Source organism: Micromonospora sp. CNZ280 (genome assembly GCF_011759515.1).
In genome coordinates this window covers 565453-583775 of record NZ_JAAOYP010000004.1, presented here as the reverse complement: position 1 = coordinate 583775, position 18323 = coordinate 565453, and the positions used below count along the sequence as shown (strand labels likewise).

At 66.5% G+C, this 18323-nt stretch carries 14 protein-coding genes; 7 read left to right on the top strand and 7 right to left on the bottom strand.

Annotated features, from left to right (window positions below):
- Positions 1–166: 166 nt before the first annotated feature.
- Positions 167–337, bottom strand: a complete 171-nt coding sequence (locus tag FHX32_RS29820) for a hypothetical protein (RefSeq protein WP_167190599.1) — start codon at positions 335–337, stop codon at positions 167–169.
- 401 nt (positions 338–738) lie between these two features.
- Between FHX32_RS29820 and FHX32_RS29815 the strand changes: the two genes are divergently transcribed.
- The 3 genes from FHX32_RS29815 to FHX32_RS29805 all read left to right on the top strand — a co-directional run bounded on the left by FHX32_RS29815 (position 739) and on the right by FHX32_RS29805 (position 4542).
- Entirely contained in the window at positions 739–1854 is a 1116-nt protein-coding gene (locus tag FHX32_RS29815; RefSeq protein ID WP_167190596.1) for a hypothetical protein, read from the top strand.
- 558 nt (positions 1855–2412) lie between these two features.
- Entirely contained in the window at positions 2413–3687 is a 1275-nt protein-coding gene (locus FHX32_RS29810; protein WP_167191042.1) for an IS701 family transposase, read from the top strand.
- Between the two features lie 558 nt (positions 3688–4245).
- A complete protein-coding gene (locus tag FHX32_RS29805) occupies positions 4246–4542 on the top strand; it encodes a tyrosine-type recombinase/integrase (protein WP_167190593.1) in 297 nt (98 codons plus the stop codon).
- Between the two features lie 574 nt (positions 4543–5116).
- Here the strand turns inward: FHX32_RS29805 and FHX32_RS29800 are convergent.
- Positions 5117–5326 carry a hypothetical protein gene (locus tag FHX32_RS29800; RefSeq protein WP_208419486.1) on the bottom strand — a complete coding sequence of 70 codons (210 nt, stop codon included), beginning with the start codon at positions 5324–5326 and terminating at the stop codon, positions 5117–5119.
- Positions 5327–5531: 205 nt separating this feature from the next.
- Between FHX32_RS29800 and FHX32_RS29795 the strand changes: the two genes are divergently transcribed.
- Positions 5532–7241 carry an IS1634 family transposase gene (locus FHX32_RS29795; RefSeq protein ID WP_109903628.1) on the top strand — a complete coding sequence of 570 codons (1710 nt, stop codon included), beginning with the start codon at positions 5532–5534 and terminating at the stop codon, positions 7239–7241.
- Positions 7242–7310: 69 nt separating this feature from the next.
- Here the strand turns inward: FHX32_RS29795 and FHX32_RS35495 are convergent, their stop codons facing one another.
- Positions 7311–7550, bottom strand: a complete 240-nt coding sequence (locus FHX32_RS35495) for a hypothetical protein (protein WP_486481423.1) — start codon at positions 7548–7550, stop codon at positions 7311–7313.
- Positions 7551–7854: 304 nt separating this feature from the next.
- Here FHX32_RS35495 and FHX32_RS29785 point away from each other — a divergent pair, with 304 nt between their 5' ends.
- From FHX32_RS29785 to FHX32_RS29775, 3 genes are all read left to right on the top strand, one after another.
- Positions 7855–11526, top strand: coding sequence for a YobI family P-loop NTPase (locus FHX32_RS29785; protein WP_167190588.1), 3672 nt, complete (start codon positions 7855–7857; stop codon positions 11524–11526).
- A 563-nt stretch (positions 11527–12089) separates the two neighbouring features.
- Entirely contained in the window at positions 12090–13451 is a 1362-nt protein-coding gene (locus FHX32_RS29780; protein ID WP_208419485.1) for a hypothetical protein, read from the top strand.
- Positions 13452–13556: 105 nt separating this feature from the next.
- On the top strand, positions 13557–13730 hold the full coding sequence (locus FHX32_RS29775) for a hypothetical protein (protein WP_167190585.1): 174 nt from the start codon (positions 13557–13559) through the stop codon (positions 13728–13730).
- A gap of 770 nt (positions 13731–14500) precedes the next feature.
- Here the strand turns inward: FHX32_RS29775 and FHX32_RS29770 are convergent.
- The 4 genes from FHX32_RS29770 to FHX32_RS29755 all read right to left on the bottom strand — a co-directional run bounded on the left by FHX32_RS29770 (position 14501) and on the right by FHX32_RS29755 (position 17996).
- A complete protein-coding gene (locus tag FHX32_RS29770) occupies positions 14501–15799 on the bottom strand; it encodes a reverse transcriptase family protein (RefSeq protein ID WP_167190582.1) in 1299 nt (432 codons plus the stop codon).
- Positions 15800–16224: 425 nt separating this feature from the next.
- Positions 16225–16377 carry a hypothetical protein gene (locus tag FHX32_RS29765; protein WP_157551527.1) on the bottom strand — a complete coding sequence of 51 codons (153 nt, stop codon included), beginning with the start codon at positions 16375–16377 and terminating at the stop codon, positions 16225–16227.
- Positions 16378–16644: 267 nt separating this feature from the next.
- Positions 16645–17490 (bottom strand): hypothetical protein, encoded by an 846-nt coding sequence (locus FHX32_RS29760; RefSeq protein ID WP_030273697.1) that lies wholly within the window; start codon positions 17488–17490, stop codon positions 16645–16647.
- A 2-nt stretch (positions 17491–17492) separates the two neighbouring features.
- Positions 17493–17996 (bottom strand): SigE family RNA polymerase sigma factor, encoded by a 504-nt coding sequence (locus FHX32_RS29755; protein WP_030273696.1) that lies wholly within the window; start codon positions 17994–17996, stop codon positions 17493–17495.
- Between the last annotated feature and the right edge of the window lie 327 nt (positions 17997–18323).

The following is an 18323-nucleotide window of genomic DNA, read 5'->3' as shown; positions in this document are numbered from 1 at the left end:
TGGCCCCCTGCCACGACCGATCGCAGGAGCCCTTTCGAGTTGGGGCTGCCAATGATTCTTGGCCTGGACGCGCTCAAGGTCAGGAGCCTGCGACCTCGCCGAAGCGGGAGAGTGCCCCCGGCGATAGCGAACGCCCCGCCTTCCGGCGGGGCGTTCGCGCGCGTCATCACAGACTGCGGACGACGCGCACCGCAATCGCCTGACCGGCGACCATGCCTGCGGCGGCGGTGATCTTCGCCGGAACGCCGACCTGCCGGCCGATGGGCGCCAACAGCCCACCAACAGCCGTGCCGAGGGCAGCTCCGAGGATCCGCACGATAACGTCTTCCAGCTTCATTTCCCAATCACTCTCCTTCATCCTCCGTTCGCGCGAGCCAGCGGCCCGATGGCGGAACTCGCTAGATGCGCAGAGCCGAGGCTGCCGCGCCCGCCACTCAAGCCATCAACGTCGCGGTGCCATCCGCGAACCCGCGCCGAAGCGCCAACTTCCGCGTGATGGCGCGTACCCACCACCCCACGATCGCCCCAAGGACCTCCTTCATCTCCTGGCCTTCTCTGCTATGGGAGTCGCCACGGCACCCGCCGAGGCGCTGTTGACCTTCAGGGAAGCAACGGATTTCGCAGGTGGCAAGCATGGAATGGCTAGATGCAAGAAGCGGACCTAGTTCCTGGGAGTACTCACTGGCATTGCAAGTTAGTGGCCAGCCGGCTGGGAGTAGTTGCCACTACGATGTCCACGTGGACCATGTCTCCGACGCTGCCAACCGACTCGACAGCGTGGCCCTGTTGAGGCTGGCCGCAAGCGCGGGATACGACGTCAGCGCACGAATGCTGGAGACCTTCCGGGCGCAAGGCTTACTTCCTCGGCCCACCCGTACGGGCCATCGCGGGCGGGCACCGGTATGGCTCTACCCCGCGGGCGCAGACCAGCAGCTCATTACGCTCCTGGGCTGGCGCGAGCGTACGAGGGATCCCAACGTGCTGCGCGTGCTGCTCTGGCTGGACGGCTTCCCGATCCCCGCGAGCGGGATTCGAGAGGCGCTCACTGACGGTATGCGGAGCATGCTGGACGTCCTCGAACGAGAGATCAGCGCACAGGCCGAGCGACATGGCTTGGACGCCAGCAAGGCCGCCCACCGCGACCAAGCTCTGGGCCATATGGCCAGTGCACTCGCCGCCAAACGCGGTCAGAAGGCGCTACCGCGGCATGCTCGGGTCGGTGCCCGCCAACGAGCCCGCGCGGTCGAACTGATCCTGCGGGGATTCGCCCTCGGAGAACAGGTCGAGGTGACGACGGACGACGCGACCGCCGTCGAACGTGTGCTCGGCCTGTCGCCCGGGCGGCGCCATCGCGTCGATGGCGCCGGACCGTGGCTCACTGGCCCTGCCGACGGGATCTTCGACGGCGCCGAGATCGTCGCCCTTCCACAATCGCTGGCCGCTGTCCTCGACGCCACGGACGCCGAGTTGGACACCGCTCGTCAGATGGTCGCGGTGTTGTGGCGGTACCTGCCGCTCATGGCGCGCATGCTGGCCGCGCTGTTCGACGACGAGAACTTCGCCGGGATGTCCGGGCTGGCCCGCCTCGACGAGCAACCCGAGCTGGTCCTCATCCTCGTGCCCGCGATCCTCAGCATGCTTCGGGCGGGCTGGGAGCAGAACCTCCAAGCCATCGTCACGTCCCTCGCCGGGTTGCCCGACCTCTCCGCGCAGGCGCAACACCTCCTCGAGCTACCGGCCAGGACCGTTGCCGCCAATCTCGCTGGACAGCCCATCGAGGTCCAGCAGCGGGCACAACGCCTCGTCGGCGCAGCCATCGATGGAAGGCTTGACCGGCAGACACCTGGTCCCTGATTGTGATCCATGCATGGAGTCTTGGTCGAATGTCACCAACGCTGCAGGCCAACGGATCCAAATGATCATCGCCGACAGCAGTCTGCCGCCCTCCCCTCCTCGAGCTGACTGGAGTCACATTCACGTCATCGAGTTCGGATATGAAGACCGTGCGATGATTCCCGACGCCTGGCACACCGGTCTTTCGGCAGCAACGACCCGTGTGGAACACGCTGCTGCCCTCTAGGTTGCCTGTATTCACCATGGCATCGACGAAAGTCGGAGGCTGGCTTTGAGCTCCGTGGTGCTGGTGGCCAGCAGCCGAGCGGTGACCTCGCCGACCTGAGCAGGTTTCGCCGCCAAACGACGCAGCTTCACAGCGCGCGACTGCGTGCTGTGGAGAACTTCCCATCCACCTAGTACGGCAGCCGCCGTTTGAGATCTTGCTGCTGTGGCGGGGTGGACGTGAGGCGGCCACCGCGTGATCGTCTGTGCGTTGTGGACACAACATCAGATCTTGCGGTGGCCGCGTGCCACAGCGTAGCCGTTGCTCGGTGGGAGCGTGTGCTGGCCGGGGTGCTGGGGTGTTTCGCGGGCCGGTTCGGGCGGGTGGAGCCTCGTCGTGCGGCGGCGGCGTTCGTGACGGGGCTGCTGTCCGAGCTTGAGGTGAAGACGTGTTGGCAGTTGGCCGAGCAGGCCGGGCATGCCCGGCCGGATGCGATGCAGCGGCTGCTGTACCGGGCGGTGTGGGATGCCGACGCCGTTCGTGACGACCTGCGGCAGCTGGTCGCCGACCGGTTCGGTGGCTCGGACGCGGTTCTGGTGGTCGACGAGACCGGCGATCTGAAGAAGGGCGTGCATTCGGTCGGGGTGCAGCGGCAGTACAGCGGCACGGCCGGGCGGATCGAGAACAGCCAGGTCGGGGTGTTCCTGGGCTACGCCGGCGCGGGCGGGCACACCCTGATCGACCGACGTGTGTATCTGCCGGCGTCGTGGACCGACGACCGGGATCGGTGCCGCGCCGCGGGCGTGCCCGCCGAGATCGAGTTCGCCACCAAGTCGCAGTTAGCCGCCGACATGATCACCGCCGCGATCGATGCCGGTGTTCCGGCGGGATTGGCCGCCGCGGACGAGGCATACGGCAACAGCGCCGTCTTCCGCGCCCACCTGCGCGAGCACGGGCTCGGCTACGTCCTCGCGGTGTCCTGCAGCCATCTGATCCCGCTCGACGGCGGTAAGACCAGAGTTCGCGCCGACCGGGTCACCGCCGACCTGCCGGCATCAGCCTGGCAGCGCCGCTCAGCCGGCGCCGGGTCGAGGGGCCCACGCTTCTACTACTGGGCCTGGCTGGACGACGTGTGCACCGACGCCGACCCCGACGACGGCGGCCATCACAGCCTCCTGATCCGCCGCAACACCACCACCGGTGAACTGGCCTTCTACCGCTGCTGGACCCCGAAGCCAGCAACCCTCGCCCAACTCGTGCGGGTAGCGGGCATCCGCTGGACCGTCGAAGAGAGCTTCCAGGCCGCCAAAGGCCAGGTCGGCCTGGACCAGCACCAGGTCCGCCGCTGGGACTCCTGGCACCGGTTCACCACCCTCGCCCTGGCCGCCCTCGCCGTCCTGGCGATCTGCGCAGCCGACGCCACGACCGACGACGCCGACGCCCCCACCGACAACGGCTTGATCAGGCTGACCGTCAACGAGATCCGTCGGCTGATTAACGCCTGCATCATCCGCCCGATCAGCGACCTCACCCATCGTTTGCACTGGTCAGGCTGGCGACGCCGGCATCAAGCCCAAGCCAGACGATCCCACTACACACGCCGCCTCAACCTCGAACTTCAGCACTGATCACGAACGGCGGCTGCCGTATTAGCCCAAGACCTGCCGCCGTCGAGCTCGTCGAGCACGCTGACGCGGGACCCATCAGTCGTTGTCGCCCGCATGACACAGCCTTCCCCCCGAATAGACCGCGAGCAGCCAGTCGGGCAGGGCTGCGATGGAAGGGCGTAGTATCAGCGCATGCGCACTCAAAGTGCGCACCAGTACGGAGAATCGGTGTCAAGATCCCCCCTCGAACACGAGCCGGAGCAGCGGCCGCAGCAAGGCTGAGGCGGTTACCTTGGCGGAAGGTGTAGTTCGCCGCGAACGACGATCATGGATTCATGATGGACGTCGCCCCTCCGACGCGAACTCCATCGGTCCAACCTTTGGTCTTGGCGGGCTCGAGTCGGGGCATTGAGGCCGCCAATCAGCAGGTCAGTCGCAAGGTCACGGCGGAGCCCCGTGATCGATGGCGTTCCATGGGGGCGATGTGCACATAATCGTCATTCCGCTGCACGTCGTGCCGCTGGTCCGGCTGCACCCTGGAGCAGTACGCGGGCACGGATCGGCTGTTCGTGAGCCGCGATGGAACGCCGCTGCGCGGAAACACCCTTTATCAGGCGTTCGTCCGGGCGGAAGACGGTCGGTCTTGACGATCTGACCTTCCACGACCTGCGGCACACCGGTCAGACCCTCGCCGCGCAGACCGGCGCGACCCTGGCGGACCTGATGAAGCGACTCGGACACTCGTCCATGGCCGCAGCTCGCCGGTACCTGCACGCCGTCGACAGGCGTGACCGTGAGATCGCCAAGGCCCTGTCGGAACTCGACGCGCACGGAGATGTCGCACGGCTACCCCGACACATCACGATGCGGGGCTGAGCACCGGCTAGGGCCGCTCTGGCAGGAGTAAGCCCACGCCAGCAAGGAGAGCCAGGATCGCTACGGCAATGAAAACGGTTTGACCTGGAGAAGGCATTGAGATGAGCGCGGCCTGGTGGGCTAAGAGGGCAACGGCAAACGACGCGATACCGCTACCGGCGCGGGCAGCCCGGGTTCGCTCGCTTGGCGCAGGCTGCCCCGGGCGGGGCCAGAGCCTGGGAAACCGCCGTGTCACAGCTACACGTAGACCGAGTAAAAGCAGTAGCGCGCTGACGGCAAGGATTCCCAGGTGGACGGCGACAAAAACCGCGTCCGCCTCGCGCAGGCTCATGCGGTCATCATCCCATGTCGGACGGCCGGCCCGAGGCGACACGATGCGGAGTAATCGCATGACCGATCGCGCGGCGGGTTCCGGTGGTTCCCTGACCTGGGCAAGTGTGGGTGCCTGAAAATCGGAAGGTCGGCGGTTCGACCCCGCCCCTGGCCACATAGGCCCTCGCCGGGCGCAGGGGCCCCCACCAGTGGAAACGCCGGTGAGGATCTTGATGTTAGTGCCCCCGCGGACGTCGATCGGTCAGGGCTCGAGTTTCACTGTGGCGTACGGCTCCCAGACGTACATGCCTTCGTCGCGGTTGAGGATGATGGGCTGGCAGGAGTCGATCTCGGCGTTCGCGGTCGGGTTTGGGGCGGATGTCAGGGCTTCGACAAGTGGAGCGGCCGGGCCTTCCATATTCGTGTAGACGAGGCTGAGGTGGGGGTTGTACGGCTCGGCCGGTTTGGGCACGCGGTCGGTTCCCCAGACGTCTGCGATGGCGGCGCGGATCCCCGGGTTCCGCAGTTCGTAGACACATGAGCTCGGTCCGTCTCGGGTTTGTGCTGGTTACGGGCCTGCGGTTGGCCGGGATCCGGTGTACGGGGTCGAAAGTGTGGTAACACGACTGGAAGGCTTTCCCTTGTCTGGTTAGGCATGTCGTGGTTTGCTCGTGGTCATGTATCTGCGGTTCACGTCGCGGACCAACGCCGACGGCAGGGTGGTGCGTTACGTGGCCCTGGCCCACAACCGGCGGGTGGACGGGCGGACCAAGCCCGACGTGTTGATGAACCTCGGCCGCGTGGACCGCCTCGACGTCGAGGGGCTGCGCCGGCTGGCCGCGTCGATCAACAAGCACTTCGGCGACGTCGACGTGCTCGGCGATGCCGCCGAGGCGGGGCTTGCCGCGGGCACGGCCCCCCTCGAAGTCATCGACGCCCGACCGATCGGGGCGACGTGGCTGCTGGACGGGCTGTGGCGGCGGCTGGACGTCGCCGCGGCGGTGCGCGCCGCAACGGACGGGCGCCGGTTCACCACGAACATGGAACGGGTGCTGTTCGCGCTGGTCGCCAACCGGGCGGTCGCGCCGATGAGCAAGCTGTCGGCCGCCGAGTGGGTCCGCGAGGACGCCCTGATCAGTGGCCTGCCGGCGATGGATGAGGACCACGCGTACCGGGCGATGGACCTGCTCATCGATGCCGACACCGCCGGCCGGGTGCAGGAAGCGGTGTTCTTCGCCGTGGCCAACCTGCTCAACCTTGAGGTGGACCTGCTGTTCTTCGACACCACCAGCACCTACTTCGAACGCGATGGCGAAGACGACGGCGACGACGCGTTCCGCCGGTTCGGGCACTCCAAGGACCACCGCGGTGACCTGCCGCAGATCGTCATCGGCCTGGCGGTGACGAAGGAAGGCATCCCGGTGCGGGTCTGGTGCTGGCCCGGCAACACCAACGACCAGCAGGTCCTCGCCGAGGTCAAAGATGACATGCGCGACTGGCGGCTCGGCCGCGTCATCACCGTGGTCGACCGTGGCTTCTCCTCCGCGGACAACCTGGCCTACCTGCGCCGAGCCGGCGGGCACTACATCGCCGGGATGCGCATGCGCGACGGCAACCCCCTCGTCGACCAGGTCCTGTCCCGCCAAGGCCGCTACCAGCAGGTCCGCGACAACCTGCGCGTCAAGGAAGTCACCGTGCAGGGGCAGGACGCCCGGTTCGTCATCTGCCACAACCCCGAGCAGGCCGAACGTGACAAGCAGCTGCGCGACGACGCCATCGCCCGCATCAACGCCGAGCTCGCCCGGATAGCCGAGCAACGCCGGCGGGACGCCACGCGCCCACCCGGTGACAAGACCCGCAAGCGCAACGAGGCCGCGCACCTACGCGCCGAGTGCGCCCTACGTGACCACCCGAGCCTGGGCCGCTGGCTGATCCAGCAGCCGAACGGACGCCTGAAGGTCAACAACGCCAAGGTCAAGACCGAGTCCCGCCTGGACGGCAAGTACCTCATCGCCACCTCGGACCCGCACATCAGCACCGAGGACGTCGCCCTGGGCTACAAGAACCTCCTGGAAGCCGAACGCGGCTTCCGCGACCTGAAGTCCGACCTGCTGCTCCGCCCGGTCTTCCACCGCCTCGAACACCGCATCCGCGCCCACGTGCTCATCTGCTGGCTCGCCCTGCTCCTGACCCGCGTCGCGGAACGCGCCACCGGCCTTCCCTGGCGAAACATCAACCGGCAACTCGGGCGAATCGCGCAGGTAACCCTCGCCGGTCCCGCCGGCACCGTCGTGCAGACCACCCCACTCAAGCCCGAACAGAAGGCCATCTACCAGGCACTTTCCATCCAGCCACCGCCCCGCGTCACCACATTCGACCCCACATAACCAAGATCAAAGAACATGCCAAGGGCGTGGACACACGACTCTCTCTAGACATGCATCAATCTTCGCTGCTCAACGCCCAGATTCCGATGATCGTTTGACCACAAACTGCGGAACCCGGGGGATCGCGGTACGGAGTTGGCGTACCGGTTCGACCGGGTCGACGGCGATCTGAACGGACTCGGGGTCGACGTGGGGGGCACCGATGGTGAGCTTGAAGGGAGCGAGCTGGCCGCACCGGGCCCGTGCGGCGGCCACGATTGCGTCGACGTCTTCGGGAGCGACGTCTTGGACGAATCCGATGCCTCGCATGGTGAGGTGAAGCCACTGGTTCGGGATGACGTCGAGGTTTGGCAGGCAGGACAGTCGAGGCATCCCTCGCCGCACATCGTGCAGGTCGCATCCGCCCGCCGGGCAGCCGCTGACCGAGAAGCTGGCGATCGCGGCAGCCGTCCGGCGCCGCAGGCGGACGGCCAGGGCGTGCCTGTTGCGGCCGAGAGCATCGAGAATCGAGGTGACCGAGGCGCGGACCGGCCTGGCTCGGCGTCGAGCGCGGCGGCCGTGCTGGCGAATCGCAGGGCCAGGTTCGGCTCGATGTGCGACTAGCATCTCGGCCATGAGCGATCGAGGGGCTGCGGCCAAAGCAAGCGATCCCAGGCTGGATAGCTTGGCCCCCAAGGTTGACAAGGAAGAACACGGCGTCTACGTCACGATCCTCAAGCGGGCCATCGACGAACAGACCGATGTACGCAACATTGCGCTGACCGGCACCTACGGCACCGGCAAAAGCAGCATCCTGCGCACTCTCGCCAAGGCATACCCTAAAAGGGTCATCGAGGTGTCGCTGTCGACCTTGGGTGAGCAGCCCGCGCCCGTCGGAGCCGACGAAGAGGGCAACCCTGCCGCAACGACAAAGACGAATCGCATCCAGAAGGAAATCGTCAAGCAGCTGCTCTACCAGCAGATGCCCGCAGACGCCCCCGAGTCACGGTTCCGGCGCATCAGTCGATTCCCCCGCTGGCGTGAGTTCGGGCTCGCTCTGTTCGTGGGTCTCGTTCTCTTTGTCCTCATGGTGGCGGCTGGGCTCGACCGGCCTGTGATCGCGCTGACCGGGGTCGACCCTGTCGAACGCCCCGGCTGGTCGCGCACTCCGCTTGTATACCTCGCGCTCGCAGCCATCCTTATCGGGGCCGTCTACTTGGTTCGTCTTCTGCTGCACGACAAGCTGAGGATTGAGCAGGTCACGGCGGGCCCTGCCAGCATCACGCTCCCGCCTCGCTCATCTAGCTATTTCGACGAATACCTCGACGAGATTGTCTACCTCTTCGAGACCAACAGCCGCGACATCGTCATTCTGGAGGATCTCGACCGCTTCGACGATCCGCTCATCTTCGAGACACTACGGTCCCTAAACAACCTGCTGAACACCGCGAAACAGCTCAAGGGACGCAGGGTCCGGTTCATCTACGCCCTCCGTGACAGCATCTTCGAAAAGCTAGGGCGAGACGAAAATAACGCGATCACCGACGAAGCCAAGGCGGAACTTGTTCGGGCCAACCGGACCAAATTCTTTGACCTCGTCGTACCCGTCGTGCCGTTTATCACCCACAAGAACGCCCGCGACCACATGCACAGGCTGCTGACAGGCCGCGGGCACTCGATCTCCAAGGAACTCGTTGACCTCGCTGCACGGCACGTCGCCGACATGCGGCTCATCTACAACATCGTCAACGAGTACGAGGTGTTCAAGCACCAGCTCATAGACGTCGCCACACCGGTACCGCAGCTCGACGAGGAACGCCTCCTCGCGATGGTCCTTTTCAAGAACGTCCACATGGCCGACTTCGAAGCGATCCGACTCGGCGAGAGCTCGCTGGACAAGCTGTACGACGTCTGGCGCGCGCTGGTCAGCGCAAACCTCCAGCGGCTCCGCGTGGAGTCGACCAAGCTCCATGAGCGGATCGAACGCGACGAGGCGGCCGAGGAAAGGGCCGGCGAGTTGGCGGCGAGGCTTCAGGCGCGAGTCGACGCGATTGTTCGCGCGTCCTCGCCGCAGGGCTTCACCGTGAGCGATCAGCTACACGTCAGCGGCGAAGTCGTCAGTCCTGCCGAGCTCCGGACTGCGAAGTTTTGGCAGAACCTACTACAGGGTAACGGCTCGATCGTGCTGCATGTTCGCGACGGGTACGGCTACCAACGCCAACTGCTGTTCTCTGCACCAGTGCTAAGTGACCTTCTTGGTACCTCCCTCGATTTGGACGAATGGGCCGCGCGCTCAGCGACCGCCGATAAAGACAGCCTGGAACGCATCGAGCGCGACGTGCATTTCCTCCAACACCACACCTGGGGTGATCTCGTCGACCGTCCGCAGTTTAAGTACAGGACCACGGAAGGCGAGAATGCGCTGACCTTCCGCCAATGGCTCGACCGGCTCCTTCCATCCCAGCTCGCCGTCGACCTCGTAGCACAGAAATACATCACGTCCTACTTCTCGCTCCACGTCTCGTCCTTCTACGGCGAGTTGATCCGGCCTGACGCGATGACCTACCTGATGCGCAACGTCGACCGCGGCACCCCCGACGCCGACTACCCCCTCGACGCCGAAGACATCACCGCAATCCTCCGTGACCGCGGTACCGGCGTTCTCCGCGACCGCAGCATGTACAACGTCTCCATCCTCAACCACCTGCTCCAGGAGGACGCCGATCGCGCAAAGGTGGTCGTGAAACGCCTCGCAGACTGGGGCCCCAAGGAGCGCGCGTTCGTCGATCACTATTTGGGCGCTGGCGCGGCAAAGGCCGCACTTGTAGAGCAGCTCACCCCACTACTGCCGGGCATCTTCACCTACCTTATCGGTGACACAACCCTAGGCCGAGACGAGCGGAGCCAGCTCGTGGACCTCGCACTTACTCATCGTGCTGACGGCACAGAGTACGAGCACTCGGACCAGGTGCGGGTCTTCTTCGAGGCTTCGTACTCGGAGTTCCCGTCGCTGCGGGACGAGCGCCGCGGCGACGCGGCCCGCCGCGCGGTGCAGTTCATCGCTGGCACCGGTGCAGTCATTCCGAGCGTTGTTGGGCTGTCAGAGGCAGCGTGTGCCGCCCTGATCAAGGCATGTGCTTACGCCATCACCGCTCAGAACCTCGAAGTGCTCGCCGGGACTGACAACATCGCACTCGATCGCCTTGCCAAGGCCGATCACAACATCTACGACCATGCGCTTGACAACCTCGACACCTACTTTCAGTCGAACCACGAGTCGCAAGGGACGAGGTGGACCATCGAGTCGTCCGCGATGTTCATCGAGGTGCTACAGGACGTCGCACGGCTCAAGAAGGCCGACTTCGGCAGACTCATAACCGGTGCAAGCCCTGACTGCAGGATCGATAACCTCGGCGACGCTCCCGAGTGTGCCTGGCCCGCGCTCGTAGGCACAGGTCGGATCCCACCCACCTTCGCCAACGTCAGTGCCTACGTGGAGCGGGCAGGTGGCATTGATGAGTGGCTCGCGGCCTTGCTCTCGTCGGCACGCGAGGTGGTGGACGCGAACGGTGATGAACTCGACGCCAGGCGCGACCTCGCGACAACCATCGTGAACGCACGAGAGCAGCTGCAGAACCCGGCTCTGCGGGCGCAGATCGCGGGTTCCCTGCAGCCGGGGGCACTTCAAGCGCAGTCCATTGCCCCCGAGCCCGGCGAGCTGATCGCTCTTCTCATCGAGAGAGAGCTACTCAACGACGACGAGGAAACGTTCGACTCCCGGCTCATGGTCGACTGGGGCACACTCGAGCACGCCATCACTCGATCGAGCAACTACGCCGAACTCGTCGGCCCGCGGACACTGCAAGCTACATACATCGCCGAACTGATGCAGAGTTCGAAGGTCGCCGACGACATCAAGAAGGTAGTCCTTGAGGCAATAGACGAGTTCGCAGACGGAGTACCTAAAGCTGGTTACCAGGCGATGGCCGCGTACGCGCTCCGGTCGGGTATGGGTCTCCGCGCCGACCAGATCGATTCACTATGCCGGGGCGGCGCTCACCAGACGACGGTCGCAGGACTTCTGGCGGCGGCAGGGGAAGAGGTCTCTCTCGACGATCTCCGCCGGATCCTGCGGAACATGGGCGGCGACTACGCCACGATCGCAGACAAGGGCAACCGGCAGGCCCAACTTGCCGACACCCAGGCGCACCGGGCCATCCTCCGTCGCCTTCAGGATGGGAAAATCGTCTCCACGATCAAGGCTGACGATCGCAAGTCGACCCTGCGGGTACACATGAAGCGGTGACGGCAACAGCCGGGCGCATGAGCCTGCGGAGCCGTCGTCATCCGGGCTGCTCAGCCAGCATAATCACGTGGCCATGCGAGCCCCTGCCACACGCGTTGACTTCCAAGGGAGATTCGGCTGATGAAGCGAAATGACGCCGTCCGTCTGGGGTCACTCACAGCAATGCCACCCCCGCCGTGTCGCTGGCCATACCTACGGCCTCAGATTCCGCCGCCGTTGCGTCCCTTACGGCGGCCATGCCGACCAGCAGGTCCGCGCCGCCAAACTGCGGATCGGTCAGCGTCTACCGCCACCAGCAGCGCGCAGCAGGCGGCTGTCTCCTCGCTCGTCATGTCTCTCCGATCGTCGTCATTCGGGAAGGTGCGCCCAGCAGGGAGTCTCCCGGGCCCCTTTCTTCTGGGAGAGCGACGCCTAACGACGATCGCTGCACATGTTCCGAGTATGGCCGGGGCCACCGACACACGAAGCTTCCCGGCCATTTGGTGATGCGTGTGTGTCCGAGCTCCTTATCAGCCCGACTTTCGACATACTGTGGCGTCGGCGGTGGGTGGGACAATCGAACTATGCCTGCTGATCCCGCCGCAGCTATGCCGCCAGAGCCGAAGCCCGTGACGCTTGCGACCGACGTCATCCCTCTCGGTGAGCGCGCTCAGCGGAGCATTCTCGACCACGTGGTCGCCGTCGGCGACGAGGCCGAGACAACCTACCTCGAGGTCAAGAGCAGCCTCGACCTCAACAGCAAGGCCGGCGTGGCGAAGGTGGCCAAGTTCCTGCTGGGAGCGGCCAACCGACGTCCGCGTGAGGCGGCACGGCACTTCCACGGCTACGCGGTGCTGGTCATCGGCGCGCGGAAGGGCAGCACGCCGGGCGTCCCCCGTGGCGTCGAGGCTCACGAGCTGGAGGACCGGCTCCGTCCCTATCTCGGGTCGCAGTTCCCCGCGTTTGAATTCGGGAGGATCGGCGTCGGCGACGATCGTGAGGTATTGTTCGTCATCGCGCAGCCGCCGCAGGATGGTCAGCCGATCTTCCCGTGTCACAAGAGCTTCCAGGGAGATGACGGTCGGGACAGTCTCGAGGACGGTGCGGTCTACGTGCGGGGAACCAGCAACACCCGCCCGGCCCGGGCCGGCGAGCTGCTTGCTCTCGTCGAGCGAGCTCGCGGAGGCGGCAGAGCACCGATCGATCTCGACGTGGAGATCCTCGGCTCCATCGGGCGCGTTGACGGCGTTGACGAGGTGCTGGAGCGCCTGTACGAGTTCGAAGAAGAAGAGTTCAGCAAGCAGCACGAGCCGGAGACGAGCACTTTCGCGTCCACGTCAGCGTTCCTAGCAAGAAGCATCCTCTCAGTGGGGCGGCCGCCGACGGCAGAAGAGCGAGCGGCACGTCTGGACGCGTGGCGGAGTGAGAAGTCCGCCCATATCGCGCATGGGCGAGAGCACTTCCTCGGCGTCGGTCTGCCTGGCGTCGGAATCAGGGTCGTCAGCCGCGACCGGTTCGTCGCGAAGCCCCATCTCATCGTGACCTTTCATGGTTGTGAAGCTTTTGACTACCGCGAGGCTGACGATGCCGACTTCGAGAAGGTGGTCGAGCCCGTCATGCGACGGCACGACCCGTTCGGGACCGGATTCGATCCCGGCGAACTTCGGGTCACGCCGCGCGGGTACCCCGTCGTATGGACCAATCGAGGCGACGACGCCGAGGTCGTGCTCACGCCGGATTCGTTCCGGCCCAACGTGCCATGGATGAGCGACCAGGACGACTACGTGATCCTCGCGCGGGACCCGCAAGCGAGGTTGGTGTCCGTGACGTGGGTCCTGACAGAGGACGGTAACGACGCGGTCACCAGGGGCGAGGTCGAGGTCACCACAGCCGAGCTCATCGACGCCGCCGACCTGTTCAAGACAGCGTTCTTCAAAGACGAATGACGGCCGTTCGCCCGGGCTCGCCATGCAGCTTGGGAAAGCTGTCGGACAACGCGGCTACTCAACGTCGTCGGCTCGAAAACAGCCTCGACGACTCCGCCGCCCACGATGACCTACGCAGCCACCCGGACCCCGATGCGGAAGATCTCGCTGATCTGGCAACTCCGCGAGCTGACCCTGGAGGCTGCCGCACGTCTCGGTAGTTCAGGGCTCAGCGTCGGGATCGACGATCCATGGCTGCTCGGTGGCTGCTCGGACGTCGGGGAACTGATCCGGACGTGAAGGAACTTGCTCGGATTCCGGGTCTCGTCTGAAGGGAACAGCGATCGACGGAACCTAATGTGAAGCCTGGACCTGCTGATATCGGTGGGGACCCGCGCGGACCGGGCGGGACTGAGGCGGACGGTTGACCAGCCCGACCATGCCCATAGACGGGCATCGGTCTACGGATCAGATGCTCTGCTGACGGTGGCCCGGACCCTATCGGTGGTCTAGCGCCTGCGCCTGCTTCACGACGGGTTGCCGTTGGATAGCGTCCCCAGGCTGTGGGGGATCATCGCGCTGTGCGCCGACTGCGAGGCGACGGCCAACCTTTGATCTTGGTGATGTGCGCGGTGTGTGCTCTCCAGCCGGTGTCACCCCGGGTCAACCGGTGCCGGTTCGGGTCAACCGGTACCAAGGTGCATGATCGCCAGCTCGCCCGTGTGATCCACGCGTGGTCATCGGCGGGGCCGATCGGCCGGGGCAATGCAGGCCAACGCGGGCGACTCCCTGCCATCCCGGGTCAGCCCGCAGGTCGCTAGACTGGGCGCTCGCGCCCTCGTAGCTCAGGGGATAGAGCAACGGTTTCCTAAGACGACGCTCTATCTGTACCCATAGGCTAATGACCCGCGGGTTCCTATTCTGTTTTCACGCGAGCGGGTCGCGCACGCACGTTGCTGTGCTCGCTTGCCGAAGATCAGCAGAGCAGACGTAAGTCCTGCTCAGACCATGCTTCGGTCGGTGCGACGCGTCCTTGCCGAGATCTCGCGAAGTTGCCGCGCCGCGTCATTCTACGGTGCCGCGAGAGCCTGGGTCAGCAGCGTGGCGAGTTTCGCTGCGCGTGCCGGGTGGTGGTGACCGACCCAGGTAACTCGTCCGATGAGGTATTGGGCGAAGTCGGGGTGAGCGGTCCGGTTCTGCATGGCGAGGCCGGTGCGGGCGGCGTTGTGGAGGATGGCGCGGAGCCGGTCGTACTCGTCGCGGGGTGTGGCGGGGTGGTGGTTGACGACGAGTCCGGCGAGGAGTTGCCGGTCGGCATGGCCGCGGACGCGGGTCTTACCCGTGTGGACTTGGAAGCCCTCGCCGCGGGCGATGTCGGTGACGGCGGCGATCAGGTCGTGGATGCGTCGGGTGGTGAGGTCTCCGGAGAAGGCGAGGTCGTCGGCGTACCGGGTGTAGGTGGCATCGAAGGCGTGGGCGAGGCCGGTGAGGCGGCGGTCGAGTCGGTAGGCGCACAGGTTGGCCAGCGCGGGTGAGGTCGGCGCCCCTTGGGGAAGGTGGCCGGTGCGCAGCGCGGCGAGCCTCGTCGCTCGGTGCGCCAGGTCGGTGGGTGCGCGGCGGAGGACGGGGTGTGGGGTGCGGGTGGTGCAGAGTCCGGTGAGGGTGTGGGCGACGGGTTCGGGGTAGCCGGCGGTGCGGAACAGGCCGTGGACGCGGGTGGCGGGGATGTGGGTGAAGAAGGCGAGCAGGTCGATCCGGACGACGACCGGCTGTGCGGTGTGGGTGGCGGCGAAGGTGTGTGCGGAGCGTCCGGGTACGAAGCCGTGGGCGGCGGGGTGGACCGGGATGGGGCCGAGGACCTCGGTGAGGAGCCGGCGTTGCAGGGTGCGGAGCCGGGATTTGGGTGCCTCGATCAGCCGGTCGTGGTCGGTCCAGCGGTAGTGGTAGTGGTGCAGCCGGTGGGCGGTGGCGTGTCGGTCGGCGTACCAGTCGAGGTGTTCGATGCTCAGGTCGAGCATCGCGGCCAGGGCGCCGACGTCGTCGATGACCGGGGTGTGCCAGGGACGGCGGACGGTGCGGGTCGGCGTCACGGGCCGCGCGCGGATGACGATCGGCCGCTGGTGCCGGCGGGTGGCGGCGACTGCCGCGCGGAGCGGGTCGAGGGTGCTCAGGAACGTGGCCAGCTCGCGTGGCCGGTCGGTGGGTGGGCGCGGGTAGGCGGCCAGCACTGCCTCGGCGACTGGCCACAGCCATCGCCGTCGGACCCCGAGGACGAGCCCACCCTGGTCGACGAGATCGGCGCGGCGCCAGCCGTCGCCGGCGAGGAACGCGTCGGCGAGCGCGGTGCCGACGGCGTGAATGTTGGTCACGACTGAGCCGGTGGTGGCAGCGTGTCCCGACGATGCCCGGTCGTGCGGGTGCACAGGCTCGCGGAGCGTGCCGACGCACCTGTGGTGTGGTGCCGAGGTGAGTGTCGCGTCCCCGGGGTTGCCCCGGAGAGACCGTGACCGGACCCCACGTGGGGGAACGGCCTGGTCAGCTCGAGACACGCCGCCATGAAGGCAGCGTAGCCGTCGATGCCGTCAACCGGCGGGTGAGCATGCCACCGGCCGCGTCACGGTAGCCATGCGCGCCGCTAGCAGTGCGAGACGGCGTCCGGCGACACCTGCTGCTGGGAGCAGTGGCGACAGACAGCCGGGATGTTGGTCTGATCCCACGCCGTGCCGATGTGGCGCAGCCTGATCTACGGTGTCGGCCAAACCGCCGCCGCGGTGCTTCCCCAGCAGGTGGCCGCCTACGACCTGCCGGCGGTGAACAGCAGCGGATTGGTGACTTCGTGTCGGGCGCTCAGGTCGGCGAGGAAGCCGGCCAGCCACCCGAGCGCGCCCAGTGACCCCTCGGCGAGCGTCAGGCGGAACGTCGCCCAATGCCGCGAGGGCCGTCCCATGGTGACGCCAACCCATCGCGAGCGACCTGGTGTAAAGCAGCGAGTAAGCATCCTGGTCGGTGCCCGGTTCTCGCCACGAGTGCGGCGACAGCTCGCGTCATACAGCGCCGCGAGCATGATGCCCACGGGCGAGCGTTCACCCGGCGCCAACCCGGGACGGGCTTCGCCGCTGTTGTCACTCCGGCGTTGGGCCGTCCGGCAATCCGGCAGGCCACGTCGACCTGCCCGGTCGGACCCGCCGCCGACGTGCGGCGGCCACGAGGTGCATCACTGCAGGTGGAACCTGTTATCGACGGCGAGGGACGCCAGTTGCTGTACGGAGAACGGCAGTGTGGTCAGGCTTGGCTGGTCGTCTCCGATCTTCTCGCCCTGCGCGACGAACACCACCGCGCCGTCCGGGTGTCGGTAGGCGGCCCACTGGTCGAACCGGTCGTCGCGGCCGGGCCGGACCACCACACCCACCTGTGACGCTCCCACGGTGACCACTTCGCATTCGCCTTGCATGCCCCAGAACTGGCGGGCCAGCGCGCACGGTTCCGTGGGGAGCTGATTCCCTGCGGTGTGCACCTCGACGAGCAGGCGTCCCATCCGATCACCCTTGGCCAGGGTGGCCGAGGACATGTAACTCCACACGTCGACACCGTTGATTGTGTCTTCGAATTGCGCCTGGTGCGTCCGTAGCGGCATCTGGTCAGGGGGCTGGTTCGCCGGGTTCTCCGGCGCGGTGTATCCGGCCGGCACGACAGAGACGATCTCGTTGAGCAGCCGGATTCCCTGGTCGTGTTTGGCGCCGGCTCGCGCGGTGCGGTCTTCCTGCGGTTGGCCGTCGGGTCCGGTCGGCCATGGCTGGGCGGTGTCCTTGGATGACGGGTGCGGGGCGGCCTGCGGCGGGGGAGCTGCGGGGCTGTAGCCGCTGGTGCCGGGGGTGGCGAGGGTCGCGACGCCGGCGACTGCCAGAACTGCTGCCGCCGATCCGGCGCAGGCCCACAGGGTCCGGCGGCGCATCCGGGCGCGTCGGGCGGTGCTCAGCATGGCGTGCGCACTCAGCGGTGGTGGCGGAGTAGTGCTCGTCATCTCGTCGCGCAGGGCGTCGCGCAGCTTCTCTCCGTTCATCGTCATCCCTTCTCGACCCCGATGTGGGTGGGTGACAGGAGGCCGCGCAGCGTGTCCAGGCCGCGGACGGCCTGGCTCTTCACCGTTCCCGGCGAGCAGTTCAGCACGGTCGCTGTCTCCTCGATCGACAGGTCCTCCCAGTAGCGCAGAACCAGGACGGCTCGCTGGCGGGGCGGCACGGCGGCCAGCGCCTGGAGCATCACCAGCCGGTCCTCCGGCGCGTCAGCCGGTGCCGGTCCCTCGGCGTCGGCGCCGCTGACTCGCTCCCGCCGCCACCAACCCCGCCGCCGTTCGTCGAGGAAAAGCCGGATCAGGATCTGACGTACGTAGGAGTCGAGCACGTCGTGGCGTGAGACTCGGTTCCACACGAGGTAGAGCTTGGTGAACGTGGTCTGGACCAGGTCCTCCGCCCGGTGCCAGTCGCCGCACAACAGATACGCGGTGCCGCGCATCGCGTCGGACCTCGCCGCGAAGTACTCCGCGAACGCCGTGTCGCGATCGCCCATCCAGGCCTCCGATCCCCCGATTCGAGATAGTCACGCTAGGTGCGGCTCCCGGGGTTGCTTCACGAGCCGAAACCCTGGTGGTGCCCTCGCGGGCTCAGGAGAGCCAAGCGGGGCCCATGAGCGCGATGCGACGAGACGAAGGTTGGCCCCGCCTTGCCTCGGACGGGCCGGCCGGGGCAGGAATGGCTTGATCGGCTCGGACACGCCGTCCCGTGTGCAGCTTAGGCAATGAGGTGCCGGGAAGGGCTGTTCTTGAAGCCGTACCGCCGAGTGGTGTCGGGACTTCGCCACGGCGCCCCTGCCCGGAGAACCGTTTCGGACGGTTAT